Source organism: Plantibacter elymi (nom. nud.), from assembly GCF_900177795.1.
Classification (GTDB): Bacteria; Actinomycetota; Actinomycetes; order Actinomycetales; family Microbacteriaceae; genus Plantibacter; species Plantibacter elymi.
This window is the reverse complement of sequence record NZ_FXWJ01000005.1, coordinates 323,778-342,460: the sequence shown is the minus strand read 5'-3', so window position 1 is coordinate 342,460 and position 18,683 is coordinate 323,778. Positions and strand designations below refer to the sequence as shown.

The window sequence follows — 18,683 nt, the reverse complement described above, 5'->3', positions numbered from 1 at the left end:
CTCAGAGGCCGGCACGAGGCCGAAAAGATCAGCGCCTGGGATACTAGGCTGGAGGGCGTGCAGGCGCTTCCCGAACCACTCGACACGAGTGCGCTCACCCGGCCGCTTCCCCGACACGAGGTTCAAGAGCAGTGGCGAGCCTTCGTCAGGGAGGACCCCGGCGCCCGCGATCGCATCGGGCGCGTCCGACGCCTCACCACCACCGTCGGCGCGATCGGTGGGCTGTTCGGCATCTTCTTCTTCGGCATGGTCGGCCTGCTCGCCTACGCTCAAGGCGGCAGGAACGCGGGAGGGATCGCCTTCGGCATGGGCACGTTTGCGGTGGCCATGGTCGTCCTCGCCGTGATCCTCGTCCGCATGACGATCCGGGTCTGGTCCCGCAGGACCCTGCGGCGCACACACCTCCGCCTCGCCAGCTTCGCCGAAGCCAACGGGTTCGACTACCGCGTCGGTCCCATCGCCCTCCAGCGCGACATGCCCTGGCGGAGCCGCGGGTCGGTGAACCTCCACCGAGTCCTCCGGAGCAGGGAGCCGCGCGGCATCGAGATCGCCGACTACGAGGTCATCGGCAACCGCAAGAACCTCGCGGCCCCCTTCGGCGGCTACTGCGCGCTCCGGATGCCCGTCGCACTCCCCCACATCCTGCTCCGCGCCCAGGACGGCCGTCGCCGCGGCATGAGTGGTGCCGGCGCCCCGGCCGATGCGCAACGACTCAGCCTCGAGGGCGGGTTCGACCGGCACTTCCATCTCTACTGCCCGGTCGGCTACGAGGCCGACGCCCTCTACCTGTTCACGCCCGACGTGATGGCGCGGCTCCTCGACCACGTGCGCGGCTTCGACGTGGAGATCGTCGACGACTGGCTCCTCCTCGTGACCACCGACGACCTCGTCACGACGAAGGTCGACGATTGGCAGGACATCGCCGCCGCTGTCGACGCCGTGGACGACCGCGTCGAACGCTGGGCGCGGTGGCGGGAGACACGGGGTGACCGGCGAAGTGCCAAGGCCGACGAGTCGGCCTTGGCCGCGGCCTCGGCGGCCGGTCGCGTCAGCACCCGTGGTCAGCGCCTCAGGGTCCGGATGAGCGTCGACGACATCCTCATGTGGAGCGCCATCGGGCTGTTCGTCGTCGGCACGATCATCGGGCTCCGTTCCTGAGCCGGGCAGGCACTCCTCGGCGTTCGCGGCACGCCGTGCAAGACGGGCCGCGAACGCGGAAACGTGCCCGCACGATCATCGGCGCGGAATCCCATGAGCAGACAGGAGTGCCCCGAACCGCGCACTGTCGAGAGCGCACGCCCAGTCCCACCGGAGGAAGCGGTCGCTCTGACGACGCAGTTCGTCTTCGCGCTGCTTCTCACGAAGCACGACCTCGGCGGCGGATCTGCCTTCGCGGAACCGGGGATCGAGGTACTTGATCTGTCCGTCGAACTCACCGATCGCACGCACGGCCCGCCACCAGAAGTCCACTTCGGCGACCTGTCCACGGCGCAGGGTGAACCGGTGCTGCAGTTCCGGTGCAGCGAACCCGAGTCGATGCATCTGCACGCGGCTCACGCTCTCGCCGACGCTCATCGAATCAGCGTCGGCGAACCCGATGGCATCGATGGCGCGTCTGCGCCCACGACGCGGTGCGAGTTCGTCGAGCAGTTCGATGAGCTGCCCGGGTTCCGGGCGGCCGGTCCAGTGCCCGCCGCAGGTCTCATGCGCGATGCGCAACGCCTGATCGAGCGCAGGCACGCTGGAGAGCATGGGCGAGTGGATGGCGAGGTCGATCACCGTGCGGGCCAGCGAGGTCACGCGCACTCCGTCGATGACGATGGCGTCAGGGTCGTCCGGCTCACCGCGATGGCTGGCGAGGAAGCGGTTCGAACTGCCTCCGGCCGCGTCCGGGTCGATCGCATGCACGCGGTCGGGGATCGTGCCGAAGACCGGCAGCCCGTGCATGACAGCAGCCGACCGTCGGCACACGGTCAGGTCACGTCCGCTGGTGTGTCGGATGGACCGCACGAGTTCGCGGTGCCGTTCCTCGGGCCGCAGTGCCTCCCAGCGTGCTGCGCGGACGAAGACACCTCGCCGAACGCACGCCAGGACACCGAGATGGATGCCGTCGCGGATCTGTTGCGTCGTGACGCCCAGGTCGTTGAGGTCGGCGGTGAGCACAAGACCGCCTCGGCGCGCCTCGCAGACCGTGATCGCATCGTCCATGGTCCGAGTCTGCTCGGCGGTGCAGCGTCGCGAGCTTCAGATGTCGCCCTTGTGGAGCGAGCGCCCTCCGCTCGCCCTGTGACGCACACTCGTCCGAAGCCACAGGCACTGCTCCGCTCTCGCGGCACGCCGTGCAAGGCGTGCCGCGAGAGCGGGCACGTGCCCGGGAGGGTTGGCTAGAACCCCTGGGCGAGGCGGTAGTACGCGTTGTTCCAGCGGACCTCGCGCTGGAAGTCGCGCGTGGTGGTCGACTCGTCGATCACGAGGAGCTCGGTCTTGGCGATCTCCGCGAAGTCGGCGAACACCTCGACCCCGACCGCGGTCGACATGACGGTGTGGTGCGCGGCACCGGCGGTGAGCCAGGCAGCGGCCGAGGTCGCGAAGTCCGGAGCCGGCTTCCACACGGCGCGCCCGACGGGCAGCTTCGGCAGGGCCTCGATGGGCTGGACGACCTCGACGACGTTCGCCGTCAGCCGGAAGCGGTCGCGCATGTCGCTCATCGCGACGACCACGGCGGGGCCGGAGTCGGCCGTGAAGACGAGGCGCACCGGGTCCTCCTTGCCGCCGATGCCGAGCGGGTGCACCTCGAGGGTGGCACGAGCCGAGGAGAGCGTCGGGCTGACCTCGAGCATGTGCGCACCGAGGATGAGCTCGTTGCCGGGCTCCATGTGGTACGTGTAATCCTCCATGAGCGAGGCGCCACCGGGGAGGCCGGCACCCATGACGGACGCGGCGCGCACGAGGACGGCGGTCTTCCAGTCGCCCTCCGCACCGAAGCCGTAGCCGTCGGCCATGAGGCGCTGGACGGCGAGGCCCGGCAGCTGACGCAGCTCGCCGAGGTCTTCGAAGCTCGTCGTGAACGCGGCGAAGTCGCCGGCCTCGAGGAAGGAGCGCAGCCCCAGCTCGATCGCGGCGCCGTAGCGGAGCGACTCGTGCCGCTCGCCGCCCTTCCGCAGCTCGGGGACGACGTCGTACAGCTCCTCGTACTCGGCGACGAGCGCGTCGATGTCGGCGTCCGTCGATGCGTGCACGGCCTCAGCCAGCTCGTTGACGCTCCACGTGTTGACCTGCACACCGAAGCGCAGCTCGGCCTCGGTCTTGTCACCTTCGGTGACGGCGACGTAACGCATGTTGTCGCCGAAGCGTGCGAGCTTGAGCTCGTGGGTGGCCGCCCAACCCGCGGCGGCGCGCTGCCAGGTGCCGACCTCACGCTGGACGCGCGGGTCGGAGACGTGGCCGACGACCGTCTTGCGGGCGACGCCCAGACGCGTCTGGATGTACCCGAACTCGCGGTCGCCGTGCGCGGCCTGGTTGAGGTTCATGAAGTCGAAGTCGATCTCCGACCACGGCAGCTCGACGTTCGCCTGCGTGTGGAGGTGGAGCAGCGGCTTCTGCAGCGCGTCGAGGCCGGCGATCCACATCTTGGCCGGGCTGAAGGTGTGCATCCAGGTGACGAGACCGATGACGCTGTCGTCGGCGTTCGCGTCGAGCATGGCGCGACGGATCGACTCGGAGTCCTTGAGGACGGGCTTCCACTCGATCCGCACGGGGACGTCGGCGGCGGCGCCGAGCTCGGCGGCGATGGCCTGGGACTGCTCGGCGACCTGACGGAGGGTCTCCTCGCCGTAGAGGTTCTGGCTGCCGGTGAGGAACCAGACGGTGTAGTGGTCGAGCGTGGTGGTGGGCTTCGGCATGGGTGTGTTCTTTCTTGAGGTCGTTTCGATCCCTGAGCCTGTCGAAGGGCGGGACCGTGGTGGGGTGGCCCTTCGACAAGCTCAGGGACCGGGAGGGTGTCAGGGACCGGGATCGGACCGGAGGTCGTTCTGGTTAGAGCGCGCCCTGCGGCGCCTGGCCGTAGACGTTCTGGTAGCGGTCGAACAGGGCGTCGATCGCCTCGGTCGGCATGGGCTTCGGCTCGCCGAGCTGACGCGAGATGTGCACGGTGCGGGCGACGTCCTCGACCATGACCGCGGCCTTCACGGCGTCGCGGGCGTCCTTCCCGATCGTGAACGGACCGTGGTTCTGCATGAGCACGGCGCGGGAGCGGTGGCCGGTGAGCGTCTCGACGATGCCGCGTCCGATCGAGTCGTCGCCGATGATCGAGAACGGACCGATCGGGACCTCTCCGCCGAACTCGTCGGCCATCGCCGTGATGACGCACGGGATGGGCTCGGCGCGTGCCGCCCACGCCACCGCGTAGGTGGAGTGGGTGTGCACGACGCCGCCGACCTCGGGCATATGCCGATAGACGTATGCGTGCGCCGCGGTGTCGCTCGACGGCGAGCGCTCAGCACCGGGCGTGCCCGGGATGACGTTGCCGTCGAGGTCGCAGAGGATCATGTTCTCGGGTGCGAGGTCGTCGTAGTCGACGCCGGAGGGCTTGATGACGAAGAGGTCGGCTCCCGGCACCCGCCCGGAGACGTTGCCGCCGGTCCAGATGACGAGCCCGTACCGGACGAGCTCGCCGTGCAGCTTGGCGACGTCGGACCGGACGCGCGCGATCGCGACCTCGATTTCAGGCGAGTAGGTGTTCACGCGGTTGCTCCTTCGAGGGCGGTGGTCTCGGTGTCGGTCGGCAGGCTGTCGACGCCGCCACCGAGGGCGGCTCGGCGGATGCGCTTCAGGCGCTTCATGACGTCGTTGGCGCCACGACCGAAGTAGTCGTGGAGCGTCGCGTACTCCGCGTAGAGCAGGTCGTACGCGTCGGCAGCGGCCTCGTTCGGCGCGTAGACGGCGCGGTTCACCTTGCCCATGGCGGCACTGGCGGCCGGGACGTCCGGGTAGGCCCCGGCGGCGACGGCGGCGTGGATGGCCGAGCCGAGCGCGGGCCCCTGGTCGCTCGCCGTGATGGAGATCGGCAGGCGGAGGATGTCGGAGTACGTCTGCATGAGGAACGGGTTCCGCTGCAGACCGCCGGCGACGATGAACTCGGTGACGGGGACGCCCGAGGCGTTGAACGTCTCGACGATCTTCCGGGTGCCGAACGCGGTCGCCTCGAACAATGCGCGGTAGACCTCCTCGGTGCGGGTCGTGAGTGTCAGGCCGAGGACGGTGCCGGAGAGCTCGTGGTCGACGAGGACCGAGCGGTTGCCCGAGTGCCAGTCGAGGGCGACGAGCCCGTGCGCGCCGACGGGCTGGTCCTGGATGAGCGAGGTGAGGTGCTCGTGGATGCTGACACCACGCGCCGCGGCCTCCTCGGTGTATCGGGCGGGGACCTGGTTCGCGACGTACCAGGCGAAGATGTCGCCGACGCCCGACTGCCCGGCCTCGTAGCCGTAGAGGCCGGCGATGATGCCGCCGTCGACGACGCCGCACATGCCCGGGACCTCGCGGAGGACGTCGCCGTTCATGACGTGGCAGGTGGAGGTGCCCATGATCGCGACCATCTGGCCGGGCGAGACGGCCTGCGCCGCGGGTGCCGCGACGTGCGCGTCGACGTTCCCGACGGCGACCGCGATGCCCTCGCGGAGACCGGTCCACGCAGCGGCTTCGGCCGACAGGGTGCCGGCGGCGGCGCCCAGTTCACCGATCTCGTGGGCGACCTTGTCGTCTGCGAAGCGCTCGAAGGCGGGGTTGAGGGCCGCGAGGAACTCGTGGCTCGGGTAGGCACCGTCCTGGTAGATGCCCTTGTAGCCGGCGGTGCACGCGTTGCGCACGTACGTGCCGGTGAGCTGCCAGATGATCCAGTCGGCCGCCTCGACCCAGTGGTCCATGCGCTCGTAGAGTTCGGGGTCCTCCTCGAGGAGCTGGAGTCCCTTGGCGAACTCCCACTCGCTGGAGATGAGGCCGCCGTAGCGCGGCAGCCAGGACTCGCCCCGCTCGGCGGCGAGTTCGTTGATGCGGTCCGCCTGCGGCTGCGCGGAGTGGTGCTTCCACAGCTTCACGTAGGCGTGCGGGCGGTCGGCGTACTCGGGCAGCTCGTTGAGCGGCGTCCCGTCGGCGATGACGGGGACCATCGTGCAGGCGGTGAAGTCGGTGCCGATGCCGATGACGGCGGCGGGGTCGATCCCGGCGGCCTCGACAGCGCGCGGCACGGCGGACTGCATGACGGCGACGTAGTCGGCCGGCACCTGCAGCGCCCAGTCGGGCGGCAGCGCGGCACCGGTCGAGGCGAGCTCACGGTCCATCACGGCGTGCGGGTAGTCGAGCACCGCCGACCCGAGCTCGGCACCGTCGGACACACGCACGACGACGGCTCGGCCGGACAGCGTGCCGAAGTCGACGCCGATCGTGTAGGTCTCTGCGTGTGTGGCTGTCGCCTGCTCGTGGGCGCTGGCGGCCGGGTTCTGCTCGGTGTTCACCGGTGGGACTCCTTCGTCGATCTGGTGCTCGGTTGGTTCGCGATGCTGTGATGCAAGCGGGTGGGGGCGGCTGCTCGGTCGGGTGGATCAGGGCTGGGCCGCGCTCCAGTGTACAACGTTGTATATTGCCGTGGCCATGGACAGGACGATGCGATCTCGACTCATGCGAGACCGCCCATCGCCTCGAGGATGGCACGCGTGTCGAGCCGTTCGGCATCCGCGACGCCGACCGCGCCCACGGTCCCCACGATCCGGCCCGCGCGGATGGCGAGGACCCGGTCACAGACGGCCGCGAGCACCGCAGGGTCCTCGCTCGAGACGACGACCGCGCGGCCGGACGCCGCGAGCGAACGGATCAGGGCGCACCGCTCAGCCCGCCGACGTCCGTCCTCGGAGCCGGGCGCTCCCGCCGCACCGAACGGTTCGGCGAGCAGCACGGCACGCGCCCCCGTGTCCGCGACGACGCGGAGCGACTCGGTGAACTGGTCGGCGTCCGGCCCACGGTGTGCGCCGGGGAGTGCGGCGACCAGGCCGCTCGGCACGGTGGTCGCCCGGTAGTCGCGGCGCGGGTCGGCCACACCGAGCCTGACCATCCTCGTGAGGGCGTCCGGGGAGACGCTCGACGGCACCCCGCCGAGGAAGGAGAGGTCGAAGCGGATCGGATGCTCGGTCGTGTAGAGGACCCCCGCAGCGCGCGCCAGCTCCGTCGTCGAGACGTCGACCACCGCACCGTCGAGCGCGACCGTGCCGCGGGTCCGTGCCCCGTACGACCGCCCGAAGACGCTCAGCAGCACCTCCCCGGCACCGGAGTCGGGCGGACCGAACAGCCCGAGCACCTCCCCCGGCGCGCAGGTGAAGGACAGGTCGTCGACGACGGTCCACTCGGGGTCCGCCGGGTGGCTCGCGGTCCAGTGTTCGACGGCGAGGCCGGCAGCCGTCACCGAGGACGCGATCGACGAGGCACGCCCCGACGTCGATGAACCGCCGGCAAGCGGACGGAACGCGTCGACGCCGCCCACCCCGGCGGCCAACGCGGCGACCACCTCACGTTCACCGTCCACGGCCGACAGCCGGATCGGGGGCGACGGGTCGCCACCGACGGCGATCACGGTCGCGGCCGATGCGACGCTCGCCAGCCCGGTCACGGCCCCGGTCGCGAGCAGGACACCGGGTGCGGGGTCGGCGGTTCGAGGAGCTCGGGCCACCTCGACCATCGCCTGTCGCCAACGCTCGACCTCGTCCGCTCGAAGTGCGGGGCCACTGTCGTCGATCACGATGAGCGACGCCTCAGCGGCGACCGCCCTGGCCAGCTCAACGAGCCGACGCTCCACGACCGACAGGGCGCCGGCGGAGTCCGCGGGTGACCGGTCGAGCCCGACGATACTCAGGGCGCGGTGGATCCGCGCGGCATCGCTCTGCCCCACGGACGTCCCGTCGGCGGACGGTCCTCGGAGGAGGCGCATGACCGTCTCCCGCAGTCCCGCCGCACGCTCGGACCCGAGCAGCACGTTCTCACCGATGGTCTGCGACCAGCTGATGGCCTGCCCGGCCGTCACGACGGCCACCCCGGAGGCACTCGACGTAGCCCGGGACGACAACCGCGCCGGCCTGCCGGCGACGAGCACCGTCTCGGAACCGGACGCCCTGGCCGCGCCGCGCGGGGCGGGAGACGTCCCGGACAACCGCGCGATCAGGTGCCGGAGCGTGGAGACCGGTCCGAGCACGGCGTGCACCGTACCGACGGACACCTCGAGCAGCGGCCGACCGTCCCGCAGGATCGCGAGCGCCGCTGGCGGGGCCGATGAGGACTCGCGCTCAGCGGTCTCCTCGCCACCACGCACGGAGGCGAGGGCACCGGCCAGGTCGCCGGTGCTCTCGCCTCCGTGGTGGATGTCCATGCGTCGGATCGATCCGGGTTCCGCTGTCGCGGACCTCGGGATCAGCGTCCGCCGCTGCGGCGCTTGTTGTAGACGTCGAACGCGACGGCCAGCAGCAGCACGAGGCCCTTGACGGCCTGCTGCCACTCGATGCCGAGGCCGATGATCGACATGCCGTTGTTCAGCACCCCGATGATGAGACCACCGATGATCGCGCCGCCGATGGTACCGACGCCACCCTGCACCGCGGCTCCACCGATGAAGGCGGCGGAGATCGCCTCGAGCTCGAAGCCGTCACCGGCCTTCGGACCGGCGAGGTTCAGGCGGGCCGTGAAGATGAGGCCGGCGAGCGCCGCGAGGAAGCCCATGTTGACGAACAGGAAGAAGTCGACCTTGCGGGTCTTGATACCGGACAGCTCCGCGGCGTGACGGTTGCCACCGATCGCGTAGATGTGGCGGCCGAAGACCGAGCGGTTCATGACGATGCCGTAGACGAGCACGAGGACGGCCAGCACGATGAGCGTGACCGGGATGCCCTTGTACGCGGCGAGGGCGTACACGAAGAAGCCGATGCCCGCGATGATGAGGACGAGCTTGGCGACGAACCACGGGAACGGCTCGGTGTCCTGGCCGTACTTCTGACGGCCGAGGCGCGTGCGGACCTGCTGTACGACGAGGCCGACGACGGCGATGACGCCGATACCGAGCGTCAGTGGGTCGATCGGGAAGTCACCGAACACGTCGTTCAGGAAGCCGTTGCCGAGCGCGCGGTACTCCGCCGGGAAGGAACCGATGTTGGCGTTGCCGAGGACCACGAGCGCGAGGCCGCGGAAGATGAGCATGCCGGCCAGTGTCACGATGAACGCCGGGATCCCGACGTACGCGATCCAGAAGCCCTGCCAGACACCGACGAGCGCGCCGATGGCGAGCGACAGGATGATCGCGATCCACCACGGCATCTGCATCTGCACGGCGAACACACCGGAGACCGCACCGACGAAGGCCGCGACGGAACCGACCGACAGGTCGATGTGGCCGGCGATGATGACCATCACCATGCCGATCGCGAGGACGAGGATGTACCCGTTCTGCACGATCAGGTTGGAGATGTTCTGCGGCCGCAGCAGGATGCCGTCGGTGATGACGGCGAAGAACACGACGACGAGCAGGAGGGCGATGAAGATGCCGTTCTTGCCGAGGTCGCTGAGGATGTGGGTCAGCCAGCTCGTGAAGCGGTTGGTGGCCGGGTTGACGAGGCCGCCGGCGGCGGTGCCGTCGCCTGCCGGGACGGTGGGTTTGGTGTCCAGATCGGACATTGCGGTTCTCCTTCGATCCGTCCGCGCCCGCGTCAGCGGGGCTTCTCCATGGTCATGAGTTTGAGGAGCGCTTCGGGGTTCGCTTCCTCGATCGGCAGTTCGCCGGTGATGCGGCCCTCGCTGAGGGCGTAGATGCGGTCGCAGATGCCGATGAGCTCGGGGAGCTCGGAGGAGATGACGATGACGCCCTTCCCCTCGGCGGCGAGGCGGTTGATGATCGTGTAGATCTCGTACTTCGCACCGACGTCGATGCCGCGGGTGGGCTCATCGAGGATGAGGACGTCGGGGTCGGAGTAGATCCACTTCGACAGGACGACCTTCTGCTGGTTGCCGCCCGAGAGCTTCCCAGTCTTCGCGAGCACGTTCGGAGCCTTGATGTTCATGCTCTTCCGGTACTCCTCGGCGACCTTGTACTCCTCGTTGTCGTTGACGAGTCCGCCGCGTTCGAGCTTCTTCAGCGAGGCCATCGAGATGTTCCGCTTGATGTCCTCGATGAGGTTGAGGCCGTAGTACTTGCGGTCCTCGGTGGCGTACGCGAGGCCGTTGTCGATCGCCTCCGACACCGTGCGGGTGCGGATCTCGGTGCCGTTCTTGTAGACCTTGCCGCTGATGCGACTGCCGTACGACTGTCCGAACAAGCTCATCGCGAACTCCGTGCGGCCGGCGCCCATGAGGCCGGCGATGCCGACGATCTCACCGGCGCGGACGTTGAGGTTGACGGCGTCGACCATCACGCGGGTCGGGTCCTGCGGGTGGTGGGCGGTCCAGTCCTCGACGCGCAGGATCTCCTCGCCGATGTTCGGCGTGTGGTCCGGGTAGCGGTGCTCGAGGTCGCGGCCGACCATGTCCTTGATGATGCGCTCTTCGGTGACGTCGTTCTTCACGATCGTCTCGATGGTCTTGCCGTCGCGGATGACGGTGACGGTGTCGGCGACCTTCTTGATCTCGTTGAGCTTATGGCTGATGATGATCGACGTGATGCCCTGCTCCTTGAGGTGCAGGATCAGGTCGAGCAGGTGGTCGGAGTCCTCGTCGTTCAGTGCGGCGGTCGGCTCGTCGAGGATGAGGAGCTTCACGCGCTTCGAGAGGGCCTTCGCGATCTCGACGAGCTGCTGCTTGCCGACGCCGATCTCGAGGATCTTGGTCGTCGGGTTCTCCCGCAGGCCGACCCGGGCGAGCAGGGCTGCCGCCTCCTGGTTGGTGCGGTTCCAGTCGATGAGGCCGAGCGGCCCCTTCAGCTCGTTGTTGAGGAAGATGTTCTCCGCGATGGAGAGGTAGGGGCTGAGGGCCAGCTCCTGGTGGATGATGACGATGCCCTTGGACTCCGAGTCGCGGATGTCCTTGAACTCCATCGTCTCGCCCTCGAAGACGATGTCGCCCTCGTAGGTGCCGAACGGGTAGACGCCGGACAACACCTTCATGAGCGTCGACTTGCCGGCGCCGTTCTCACCGCAGATGGCGTGCACGGTACCGCGCTGCACATCGAGCGTGACGTTCGAGAGGGCCTTGACGCCGGGGAAGGTCTTGATGATGTTGCGCATCTCGAGGATGCTCGTGGTCTCGCCTGACACCGTGTCTCCTTACAGGTGATCGTCGTTGAACCGGGCCCTCCGACAGGCTCAGGGATCGGAAGTGATTCCGTTCCCTGAGCCTGTCGAAAGGGGTGTTGCAGGACTGACTAGCCCTTGATCTCGTCTTCGGTCCAGTAACCGGAGTCCACGAGGACCTCCTGGATGTTGTCCTTGACGACGATCTGCGACTCGAGGAGGAAGGACGGGACGACCTTCTTGCCGTTGTCGTAGTCCTCGGTGTTGTTGACCTCGGGCTTCTCACCGTTCAGCACGGCGACGGCCATCTTGACGGCTTCGCTCGCCAGCTGGCGGGTGTCCTTGAAGATGGTCGCGTACTGCTCGCCGGACTCGATGGCCTTGACCGAGTCGAGCTCGGCGTCCTGACCGGAGATGACGGGCCAGCCGTCGCCCACCGAGTAGCCGGCGTCGGTCAGCGCCGAGATGATGCCTCGCGAGATGCCGTCGTAGGGCGACAGGACCGCGTTGACCTTGCTGCCGTCGGAGTAGGTCGACGTGAGGATGTTCTCCATACGCTTCTGCGCGGTCTCACCGTCCCAACGGAGCGTTGCAGCCTGCTCGAAGGAGGTCTGGCCGCTGGCGACCTTGAGGGTGCCCGCGTCGATGAACGGCTTCAGGGTGTCCTGAGCGCCGTCCCAGAAGAACGTGGCGTTGTTGTCGTCGGGCGAGCCGGCGAACATCTCGATGTTGAACGGACCGGCGGGTGCGCCCTCGGTGGGCTTGCCCTCGAGGTCGACGAGGCCGAGGCCGTTGAGGACCGAGTTGGCCTGCTGCACGCCGACCTTGTAGTTGTCGAACGACGCGTAGTAGTCGACGTTCTCGCTGTCGCGGATCAGGCGGTCGTAGGCGATGACGGGGATGTCGCCGTCCTTGGCCTCCTGCAGCACGCTCGTGAGCGTGGTGCCGTCGATCGAGGCGATGATCAGGACGGAAGCGCCCTTGGTGATCATGTTCTCGATCTGCGAGACCTGGGTCGGGATGTCGTCCTCGGCGTACTGCAGGTCGACCTTGAAGCCCTCCTTCTCCAGCTGCTCCTTGACGGCGTTGCCGTCCTGGATCCAGCGCTCGGAGCTCTTGGTGGGCATCGCGACGCCGACGAGCTTGCCGTCGCCTTCGCCGCCGCTCGATCCGCCGCTTGCGCCGCCGGAGCAACCGGCGAGCGACACGACCATCGTGCCTGCGGCCAGCGTGGCGAGGAGCATTCTCTTCTTCACTGTGTGGTTCCTTCCCTAGGGAGTTGCTTGGACGTCATTGTCATGCGCAGGTCTGTCGGCATCGATGTGTCCAGCTCATCGAGGCCGCTCGTCGGCTACGTGGCGTTCGCGGGTGCGGGTGCGGACGCCTCGTCGTGGTGCCGGCGAGGGTGCAGGGAGAGGTGGCCGGCGGAGAGCCGGGCCGAGAGGGAGTCGTGGTCGGATCGATCGGTGCCGTGGATCGGGAGGTGGCTCATCGCCGACCTGCTCGCTCCATTGCGCTTCGTTCCCACGTCGACTTCCTCGTCACTCCGAATGTGACCGTTCACATTGTGTGTCACACGATAGCCCCAGACCTCCACCTGATGTCAAGTCGGGATGGGTCTCATTTTCATAACCGGCGACCGTCGGGGCATGGTCGCGCTCTCAGGATGCTGCACCGGGCACGTGCCAGGGTCATGGGCACGCCTCGCACGACGTGCCGCGAACCCGGACGCGTGCCCGGTCGATCCCAGTGGGTGACTAGAGTTCGGCGTCGATCGCGCGGATGACGTCCCAGGCGCCGTCCTCGGAGTTCGACAGCACGACGACGTCGATGGCGTCGGCGGCGGTCGGGCCGAAGTACGTGCGGACGATGCCGCTCGCGCCGGGGTTGACACCGTCGAGGTACATCGATCGCACCTGGCCGTCCTCGTCGACGTCGAACTCGAAGCCGAAGCCGTAGGAGATCTCCTCGTCGACCTCGATCTGCGGGGAGGTGAACTCCTCGGTCAGTTCGGCGGTGAGGATCTTCGCGTCGCGGGCGGCCCGCAGGAAGGTGATGAGGTCGGCCGCGGTGGACTGCGCGCCGGCGTCCGGGCCGCCGAGCGGCGGGAACGCGTCGGCGTTCGAGTGCCAGACGCCGTCGTCGTCGACGTCGCCGCCCTCGGCCAGGCCGGGCTCGCCCGTCCGACGGTCGACGAAGCCCGAGTGGTCCATGCCGAGCAGCGCGAACACCTGCTGCTCGATGAGCTGGCGGTAGGGCAGCCCCGTCACGCCCTCGAGCGCGAGCCCGAGCAGCACGTAGCCCGCGTTGACGTAGTTCGCCTCCTCGCCGGGGGCCGCGAGCGGCTCCTTGTCGGCGAAGAGTGGCAGGAGGTCGGCGGTCTCGCGGATCGACGAGGCCGGGCGCTCGGCCCAGAGGTCGTCGTAGCTCTCGCCGGCCGTCTCGTCGGCGTCGTCGGCGATGCCGGAGGTGTGGGTGAGCAGGTGGAGCAGCTGGACGTCGCGGCGGATGGTGGTGCCGTCGAGGTCGACGTACTCGTGGATCGACTCGTCGAGGTCGATGTGTCCGGCGTCGACCTGCTGGAGCACGGCGGCGGCGGTGAAGAGCTTCGAGATGGACGCCGTGTCGAAGCGGGTGTCGAGCGTGATGGGCTCGTCGCGCTCCCGCGAGGCGAGGCCTCGGGCGGCCTCGAAGAGCGTCTCGTCACCGCGTTTGACGAGCACGACGCCCGAGAAGTCGGTGGCTTCGATGACGCGGGCGACGCTTTCGGTATCCATCCCCCAACGGTACCGTCGCGGACCCCTCCGTGACTCCACGCACCCTGGGGGACCCGATCCGTCGGGGGCCTGAGGCGTGTGCATAATGGGTGCAGCACGAAATGTGACCGTGCACATCGAGGTCCGAGGAATCCGTGAGCGACGACGCCGAACGGGGGCGAGCCCCCAATATCCGTGATGTCGCACGCCTGGCCGGGGTCTCCCACCAGACGGTCTCACGAGTGCTCAACAACCACCCGAGCATCCGCGACTCCACCCGCGACCGGGTCCTCGCCGTCATGGACGAGGTCAACTACCGTCCAAACCGGGCGGCCAGGGCGCTCGTGACGAGTCGATCGCGGACCATCGGCGTGCTCGCGAGCCAGCGGTCGCAGTACGGTCCGGCGAGCATGATCCAGGCGATCGAGAACGCGAGCAAGGACGCCGGGTACCTCGTCAGCACGGCGAACCTGCCCGACGTCTCCGACGCGTCGATCGTCGCCGCCGTCGAGCATCTGCTCGCGCAGTCGGTCGACGGCATCGTCGTCATCGCGCCGCAGGTCCGGGTGTTCCGGGCGATCGAGGAGTTGCAGGTGCGGGTGCCGTTCATCGCGGTGCAGTCCGGCGGCGACCTCGACGACCACTCGATCGGTGTCGACCAGGTCGCCGGTGGACGCTTGGCGACGAGGCACCTCATCGAGCTCGGCCACCGGAACATCTACCACCTCGCGGGGCCGCAGGACTGGATCGAGGCGGAGGCGCGCATGCACGGGTTCCTCGCCGAGATGAGTGCGCAGGACGTGCCGACGACCGCGCCGATCCTCGGTGACTGGACCGCCGACTTCGGCTATCGCGCCGGGATCGAACTCATGCGGGTGCGCGACTTCACGGCGATCTTCTCGTCGAACGACCAGATGGCGCTCGGCCTCATCCACGCGATCCGCGACGAGGGGTACGACGTACCCCGGGACGTGTCGATCGTGGGGTTCGACGACATCCCGGAGGCGCCGCACTTCTGGCCACCGCTCACGACGGTGCGGCAGGACTTCGACGAGCTGGGGCGTCGCTGTGTCGCGCGATTGCTCGGCAACCTCGAAGTCGACGCCGTCGGCTACCGCGGAACGATCGAGCCGGAGCTGATCGTGCGGAAGTCGACGGGTCGTCCGGCCTTCTGACCCCTCGTGGTCGTGGTCTGGTGTGTGGTGGTGGCGCCAGCGCGGTGCGCTGACGTGAGCGCGGGTCACACGCGTGAGCGCACCCCTCTGGAGGCCCGCGCTCGAGTCCACACGCCGCGCCCACGCCGACTCGGGCGATCTCGCGTCAGCGCACCGCGCTGACGCCGGGTGAGCACGTCCCACGCCAGCGCACCGCGCTGACCACCAGGCCGACAGCACCCGAGGCGACGATCACCAGGCGGCGGGGTCCGCGATGAGTCGATCGAACGCGAGTTCCGCGGCACCGATGAGCAGGAGGTCCTGGCCGAGCTCCGCACGCACGATCGTGACGTCCTCGAACGGCGGGACGAGCGCCCGCTCACGGACCGCGTCGTGCAACTCCTCCGACGCCAGTTCGAGCACGATCCCGAGATGCCCACCGAGGACGACGAGTTCGGGGTCGAGGATGTTCACCGTTCCGGCGAGCGCCCGCCCGAGCGTCCTGGCCTGCCGGACGACCTCCTCCCGCATCACCCCAGCCGGATCGGCCGCGATGCCCTCGGCGAGCGCCGCTTCGAGGACCGCGTCGTCCCCCGCGGCGAGGCCGGCGACGCGGAGCAGCTCACTGCGTCGGACCGCGTCTTCGAGCGCATTGCCGGCGGCCGTCGCCGAGGTGTGACCGAACTCCCCCGCGTAGCCGCGCGCACCACCGACGGGTCGGCCGCCGGCGATGATGCCACCACCGATACCGCTCGCGCCACCGTTCAGGTAGACGAGGTCGTCGATACCGCGGCCCGCCCCGAAGGTCCGCTCCGCCCGAGCGCCGAGGCTCGCGTCGTTGGCCGCGAACACCGCACGACCGGTCGCGCCACGCAGCCGTTCGACCAGGGGCTCGTCGACCCATCCGAGGTGCGGTGCGAGCCGGACGACCCCGTCGGCGTCCCGGACGAGACCGGGGATCGCCAGCCCGATCCCGCCGCCACCGCGCGCCTCGTCGGGCAGGCGGTCGGCGAGTTCCGCGACCAGCTCCGCGATGATGGCCGTCGCCTCGGCCGCCGTCGGTGTCGTGTCGACCTCGCGACGCACGCGCTCGACGACTTCTCCGCCGATTCGCACGGCCGCCACCGTGATCGCGTCGAGTTCCGGGTTCGCCGCGAACGCGACGGCTCGCGGACCGGCCGAGACGAGCGGCGACGGCCGTCCGACACCCTGGCCGCCGACCGGGACCGACTCCGTGACGATGCCGATCGAGGCGAGTTCCGTGACGAGCGCGGCGACCGTCGACCGGTTGAGCCCGGTCGCCTTCGTGAGCGCCGACCTCGACTGCACGCCGCCCTGGTGCACGAGCTCGACGATCCGCCCGAGGTTCCGGCGGCGCACCGAGTCGAGTCCGCTCCCCATGCCGGATCCGCCCGCCGGACCCGCCCCGACCGCTGTCGACTCGCTCACACGCACACCCTCTGCTCGATCCCTCCAGTGTTCCCTATCCGGGCGCGTGCCGGTTCACCCGGCACTCACACCCCCTCGGGGCACGCCTTCCACGGAGTGCCCCGAGCCCGGGCACGTGCCGGTTCACCCGCCTCCGGCCGTGGATGGTTGACTGGACGGATGCCCGCCGCCTGGACGCTCCGCCCCGCCACCATCGACGACTCGACCTGGATGGCCGAGCTGCGCGCCGTCGTCATGCGGCCCGACCTCGAGCGCCTCGGTCGCTACGACGAGACCCGCGTGCGCCAGCGCTTCCTCGACGGATATCGACCGGAACACACCTCGGTGATCGAGGTCGACGGCGTCACGGCCGGGCTGGTCGCCCTCCGCCCGGAAGCCGACGAGCGGTGGCTCGAGCACTTCTACCTCGCACCCGAGCACCAGGGCGTTGGCCTCGGCACCGCGGTGCTCGCGCGGCTCCTGACCGACGACGGTGACCCGCGCCCGTTCCGTCTCAACGTCCTGCAGCGCAGCCCGGCCCGCCGCCTCTACGAGCGCCACGGCTTCACGCTCGAACGCGAGGACGAGGTCGACGTCTGGATGGTCCGCCGGGGCTGAACACCCAGCGGTGCGGCAGCAGGAGATCGGCACCGCAGCAGGACGTCCGGCAGAGGAACGTCCTGCCACCACGCGGATCTCCTCCCGCGACGCCGGCACCGGCTAGCGGGTGAGCCGCGCGACGCCGGAGCCGCTCAGGCCGGCTGGCGGACCGTGGTGACGATGTCGACGAGGTGCGGGTCGGCCGGCGCGGAGCCGAAGCCGAAGCGCACAGGTGGGTCGAGTCGGGCGAGGGTGCCGAGGTCCGCTCCGGACCAGCTCGCGGTGGCGGCGGTGATGCGGCGAGCGCCGGTCACGCCGTAGTACTCGCGTCGACCGTTGCCGGCGGAGCCTGCCGTCCGGGCGCCGGGTTGGAGCACGCGAGCGAGGGGGTCGATGGTCTGCAACCAGACAGGGTTGACGGCCACGGGTTTGGGGACGACCCGCAGCGCCCGGCCGAGCGGAGAGCTCCCGCCGATGCGGAGGGTCGTGTCGAGCGGACCGCCCACGAAGCGGAGCCCCGTCGGCAGGCGCGTCCAGCCGACGGTGCCGATCTCGACGTCGTCGAAGGTGTACGTGGAGGAGATGAAGTCGGCGATCTCCTGCGTCGGCGCGAGCAGCAGGCGTTTGCCGCGGGAGTCCTCGATCATCGCGTCGGCGAACGAGCCGAACGGCGAGGTGGACCAGAGCCCGAGGACGATGCGGACGCCGCCCGTGGTGCCGTAGCCGGCGATCCTCCCGGAGAAACGAAGGTCGGTTGCGGGCATGGGATCACCCTAGTCGCCCCTCCTGCAGGAGCGTCCGTGAACGGCGGTCCGCAGCCCGGTCGCCCAGCCTGGTCCTGTCCCTGAACCCGCGCCGGTCCCTGAGCCTCGTCCGGTCCCTGAACCCGCTCCGGTCCCTGAACCCACTCCGGTCCCTGAGCCTGTCGACGGGCGCGGGACCACCACCCGGTTGACGGCGTCGGCGCGATCCGCTTCCGTGGGAACATGCCGACTTCGCTGCTCCTCCTCGCCGACACCCACCTGCCGAAGCGGGCGAAGGTCCTGCCCGACGCGGTCTGGGCCGCCGTCGACGCAGCGGACGTCGTCGTCCACGCGGGTGACTGGGTCGATGAGGCGACCCTCGACGCCCTCGATGCACGCTCGGCCCACCTCATTGGCGTCTTCGGCAACAATGACGGCCCAGGCCTCCGCGCGCGTCTCCCCGAGGTCGCGCGCTTCGAGCTCGACGGCTTGCGGTTCGCCGTCGTCCACGAGACCGGGGCGGCGACCGGTCGCGAGCGACGGGCCGACGAGGCCTTCCCCGACACCGACGTCCTGGTCTTCGGGCACAGCCACATCCCGTGGGATTCGGTCTCGTCCGCCGGCCTGCGTCTGCTCAACCCCGGCTCGCCGACGGACCGCCGTCGTCAACCGGAGTGCACGATGATGACCGCTCGGGTTGAAGACGGCGCGCTCAGGGACGTCCGGGTCGTCCCGGTCACCCGCTGAGGCGGA

16 protein-coding genes are annotated in these 18,683 nt (G+C 69.4%); 4 read left to right on the top strand and 12 right to left on the bottom strand.

Annotated features, from left to right (window positions below; genetic code table 11):
- Positions 1–57: 57 nt before the first annotated feature.
- Positions 58–1,158, top strand: coding sequence for a hypothetical protein (locus CCK91_RS16845; RefSeq protein ID WP_086474980.1), 1,101 nt, complete (start codon positions 58–60; stop codon positions 1,156–1,158).
- A gap of 75 nt (positions 1,159–1,233) precedes the next feature.
- On the opposite strand, the gene CCK91_RS16840 is transcribed toward CCK91_RS16845, so the two are convergent.
- From CCK91_RS16840 to CCK91_RS16800, 10 genes are all read right to left on the bottom strand, one after another.
- A complete protein-coding gene (locus CCK91_RS16840) occupies positions 1,234–2,208 on the bottom strand; it encodes a type IV toxin-antitoxin system AbiEi family antitoxin domain-containing protein (RefSeq protein WP_086474979.1) in 975 nt (324 codons plus the stop codon).
- Positions 2,209–2,384: 176 nt separating this feature from the next.
- A complete protein-coding gene (araA, locus tag CCK91_RS16835; protein WP_056014267.1) occupies positions 2,385–3,902 on the bottom strand; it encodes an L-arabinose isomerase in 1,518 nt (505 codons plus the stop codon).
- 133 nt (positions 3,903–4,035) lie between these two features.
- The gene (locus tag CCK91_RS16830) at positions 4,036–4,743 is read right to left on the bottom strand and encodes an L-ribulose-5-phosphate 4-epimerase (RefSeq protein ID WP_071258853.1); all 708 of its coding nucleotides are present in this window, start codon (positions 4,741–4,743) and stop codon (positions 4,036–4,038) included.
- A complete protein-coding gene (gene araB, locus CCK91_RS16825; RefSeq protein WP_369821914.1) occupies positions 4,740–6,437 on the bottom strand; it encodes a ribulokinase in 1,698 nt (565 codons plus the stop codon). Before araB ends, CCK91_RS16830 begins: the two co-directional genes overlap by 4 nt.
- Positions 6,438–6,670: 233 nt before the next feature.
- Positions 6,671–8,407, bottom strand: a complete 1,737-nt coding sequence (locus tag CCK91_RS16820) for a sugar ABC transporter ATP-binding protein (protein ID WP_086474977.1) — start codon at positions 8,405–8,407, stop codon at positions 6,671–6,673.
- 41 nt (positions 8,408–8,448) lie between these two features.
- Positions 8,449–9,702, bottom strand: coding sequence for a multiple monosaccharide ABC transporter permease (gene mmsB, locus CCK91_RS16815; RefSeq protein ID WP_085512640.1), 1,254 nt, complete (start codon positions 9,700–9,702; stop codon positions 8,449–8,451).
- A 32-nt stretch (positions 9,703–9,734) separates the two neighbouring features.
- On the bottom strand, positions 9,735–11,243 hold the full coding sequence (gene mmsA / locus CCK91_RS16810) for a multiple monosaccharide ABC transporter ATP-binding protein (RefSeq protein ID WP_086475126.1): 1,509 nt from the start codon (positions 11,241–11,243) through the stop codon (positions 9,735–9,737).
- 137 nt (positions 11,244–11,380) lie between these two features.
- The gene (gene chvE / locus CCK91_RS16805; RefSeq protein ID WP_086474976.1) at positions 11,381–12,493 is read right to left on the bottom strand and encodes a multiple monosaccharide ABC transporter substrate-binding protein; all 1,113 of its coding nucleotides are present in this window, start codon (positions 12,491–12,493) and stop codon (positions 11,381–11,383) included.
- Positions 12,494–12,600: 107 nt separating this feature from the next.
- Positions 12,601–12,741 carry a hypothetical protein gene (locus CCK91_RS19740; protein WP_165767080.1) on the bottom strand — a complete coding sequence of 47 codons (141 nt, stop codon included), beginning with the start codon at positions 12,739–12,741 and terminating at the stop codon, positions 12,601–12,603.
- Positions 12,742–13,006: 265 nt separating this feature from the next.
- The gene (locus CCK91_RS16800; protein WP_086474975.1) at positions 13,007–14,026 is read right to left on the bottom strand and encodes a serine hydrolase domain-containing protein; all 1,020 of its coding nucleotides are present in this window, start codon (positions 14,024–14,026) and stop codon (positions 13,007–13,009) included.
- Between the two features lie 134 nt (positions 14,027–14,160).
- Between CCK91_RS16800 and CCK91_RS16795 the strand changes: the two genes are divergently transcribed.
- Positions 14,161–15,180: a LacI family DNA-binding transcriptional regulator gene (locus CCK91_RS16795; protein WP_064294998.1), complete on the top strand. Its 1,020-nt coding sequence runs from the start codon at positions 14,161–14,163 to the stop codon at positions 15,178–15,180.
- 231 nt (positions 15,181–15,411) lie between these two features.
- On the opposite strand, the gene CCK91_RS16790 is transcribed toward CCK91_RS16795, so the two are convergent.
- Positions 15,412–16,608, bottom strand: coding sequence for an ROK family protein (locus tag CCK91_RS16790; RefSeq protein ID WP_242664588.1), 1,197 nt, complete (start codon positions 16,606–16,608; stop codon positions 15,412–15,414).
- Positions 16,609–16,767: 159 nt separating this feature from the next.
- On the opposite strand from CCK91_RS16790, the gene CCK91_RS16785 reads away from it, so the two are divergent.
- Complete coding sequence (locus CCK91_RS16785) at positions 16,768–17,205, top strand: GNAT family N-acetyltransferase (protein ID WP_086474974.1); 438 nt, start codon at positions 16,768–16,770, stop codon at positions 17,203–17,205.
- A 134-nt stretch (positions 17,206–17,339) separates the two neighbouring features.
- Here CCK91_RS16785 and CCK91_RS16780 read toward each other — a convergent pair whose 3' ends face one another.
- Positions 17,340–17,951, bottom strand: a complete 612-nt coding sequence (locus CCK91_RS16780) for a hypothetical protein (RefSeq protein WP_064295001.1) — start codon at positions 17,949–17,951, stop codon at positions 17,340–17,342.
- 222 nt (positions 17,952–18,173) lie between these two features.
- Here CCK91_RS16780 and CCK91_RS16775 point away from each other — a divergent pair, with 222 nt between their 5' ends.
- Positions 18,174–18,677, top strand: coding sequence for a metallophosphoesterase family protein (locus tag CCK91_RS16775; RefSeq protein ID WP_086474973.1), 504 nt, complete (start codon positions 18,174–18,176; stop codon positions 18,675–18,677).
- The last annotated feature ends 6 nt before the right edge of the window (positions 18,678–18,683 follow it).

Excerpts from the sequence above, each read along its gene's own strand:
- CCK91_RS16840 (WP_086474979.1), bottom strand. The coding sequence starts at position 2,208 with ATGGACGATGCGATCACGGTCTGCGAGGCGCGCCGAGGCGGTCTTGTG.
- chvE (WP_086474976.1), bottom strand. The coding sequence starts at position 12,493 with ATGCTCCTCGCCACGCTGGCCGCAGGCACGATGGTCGTGTCGCTCGCC.
- mmsB (WP_085512640.1), bottom strand. The coding sequence starts at position 9,702 with ATGTCCGATCTGGACACCAAACCCACCGTCCCGGCAGGCGACGGCACC.
- CCK91_RS16820 (WP_086474977.1), bottom strand. The coding sequence starts at position 8,407 with ATGGACATCCACCACGGAGGCGAGAGCACCGGCGACCTGGCCGGTGCC.
- araA (WP_056014267.1), bottom strand. The coding sequence starts at position 3,902 with ATGCCGAAGCCCACCACCACGCTCGACCACTACACCGTCTGGTTCCTC.
- mmsA (WP_086475126.1), bottom strand. The coding sequence starts at position 11,243 with ATGCGCAACATCATCAAGACCTTCCCCGGCGTCAAGGCCCTCTCGAAC.
- CCK91_RS16785 (WP_086474974.1), top strand. The coding sequence starts at position 16,768 with ATGCCCGCCGCCTGGACGCTCCGCCCCGCCACCATCGACGACTCGACC.
- CCK91_RS16780 (WP_064295001.1), bottom strand. The coding sequence starts at position 17,951 with ATGCCCGCAACCGACCTTCGTTTCTCCGGGAGGATCGCCGGCTACGGC.
- CCK91_RS16800 (WP_086474975.1), bottom strand. The coding sequence starts at position 14,026 with ATGGATACCGAAAGCGTCGCCCGCGTCATCGAAGCCACCGACTTCTCG.
- CCK91_RS19740 (WP_165767080.1), bottom strand. The coding sequence starts at position 12,741 with ATGAGCCACCTCCCGATCCACGGCACCGATCGATCCGACCACGACTCC.
- CCK91_RS16775 (WP_086474973.1), top strand. The coding sequence starts at position 18,174 with ATGCCGACTTCGCTGCTCCTCCTCGCCGACACCCACCTGCCGAAGCGG.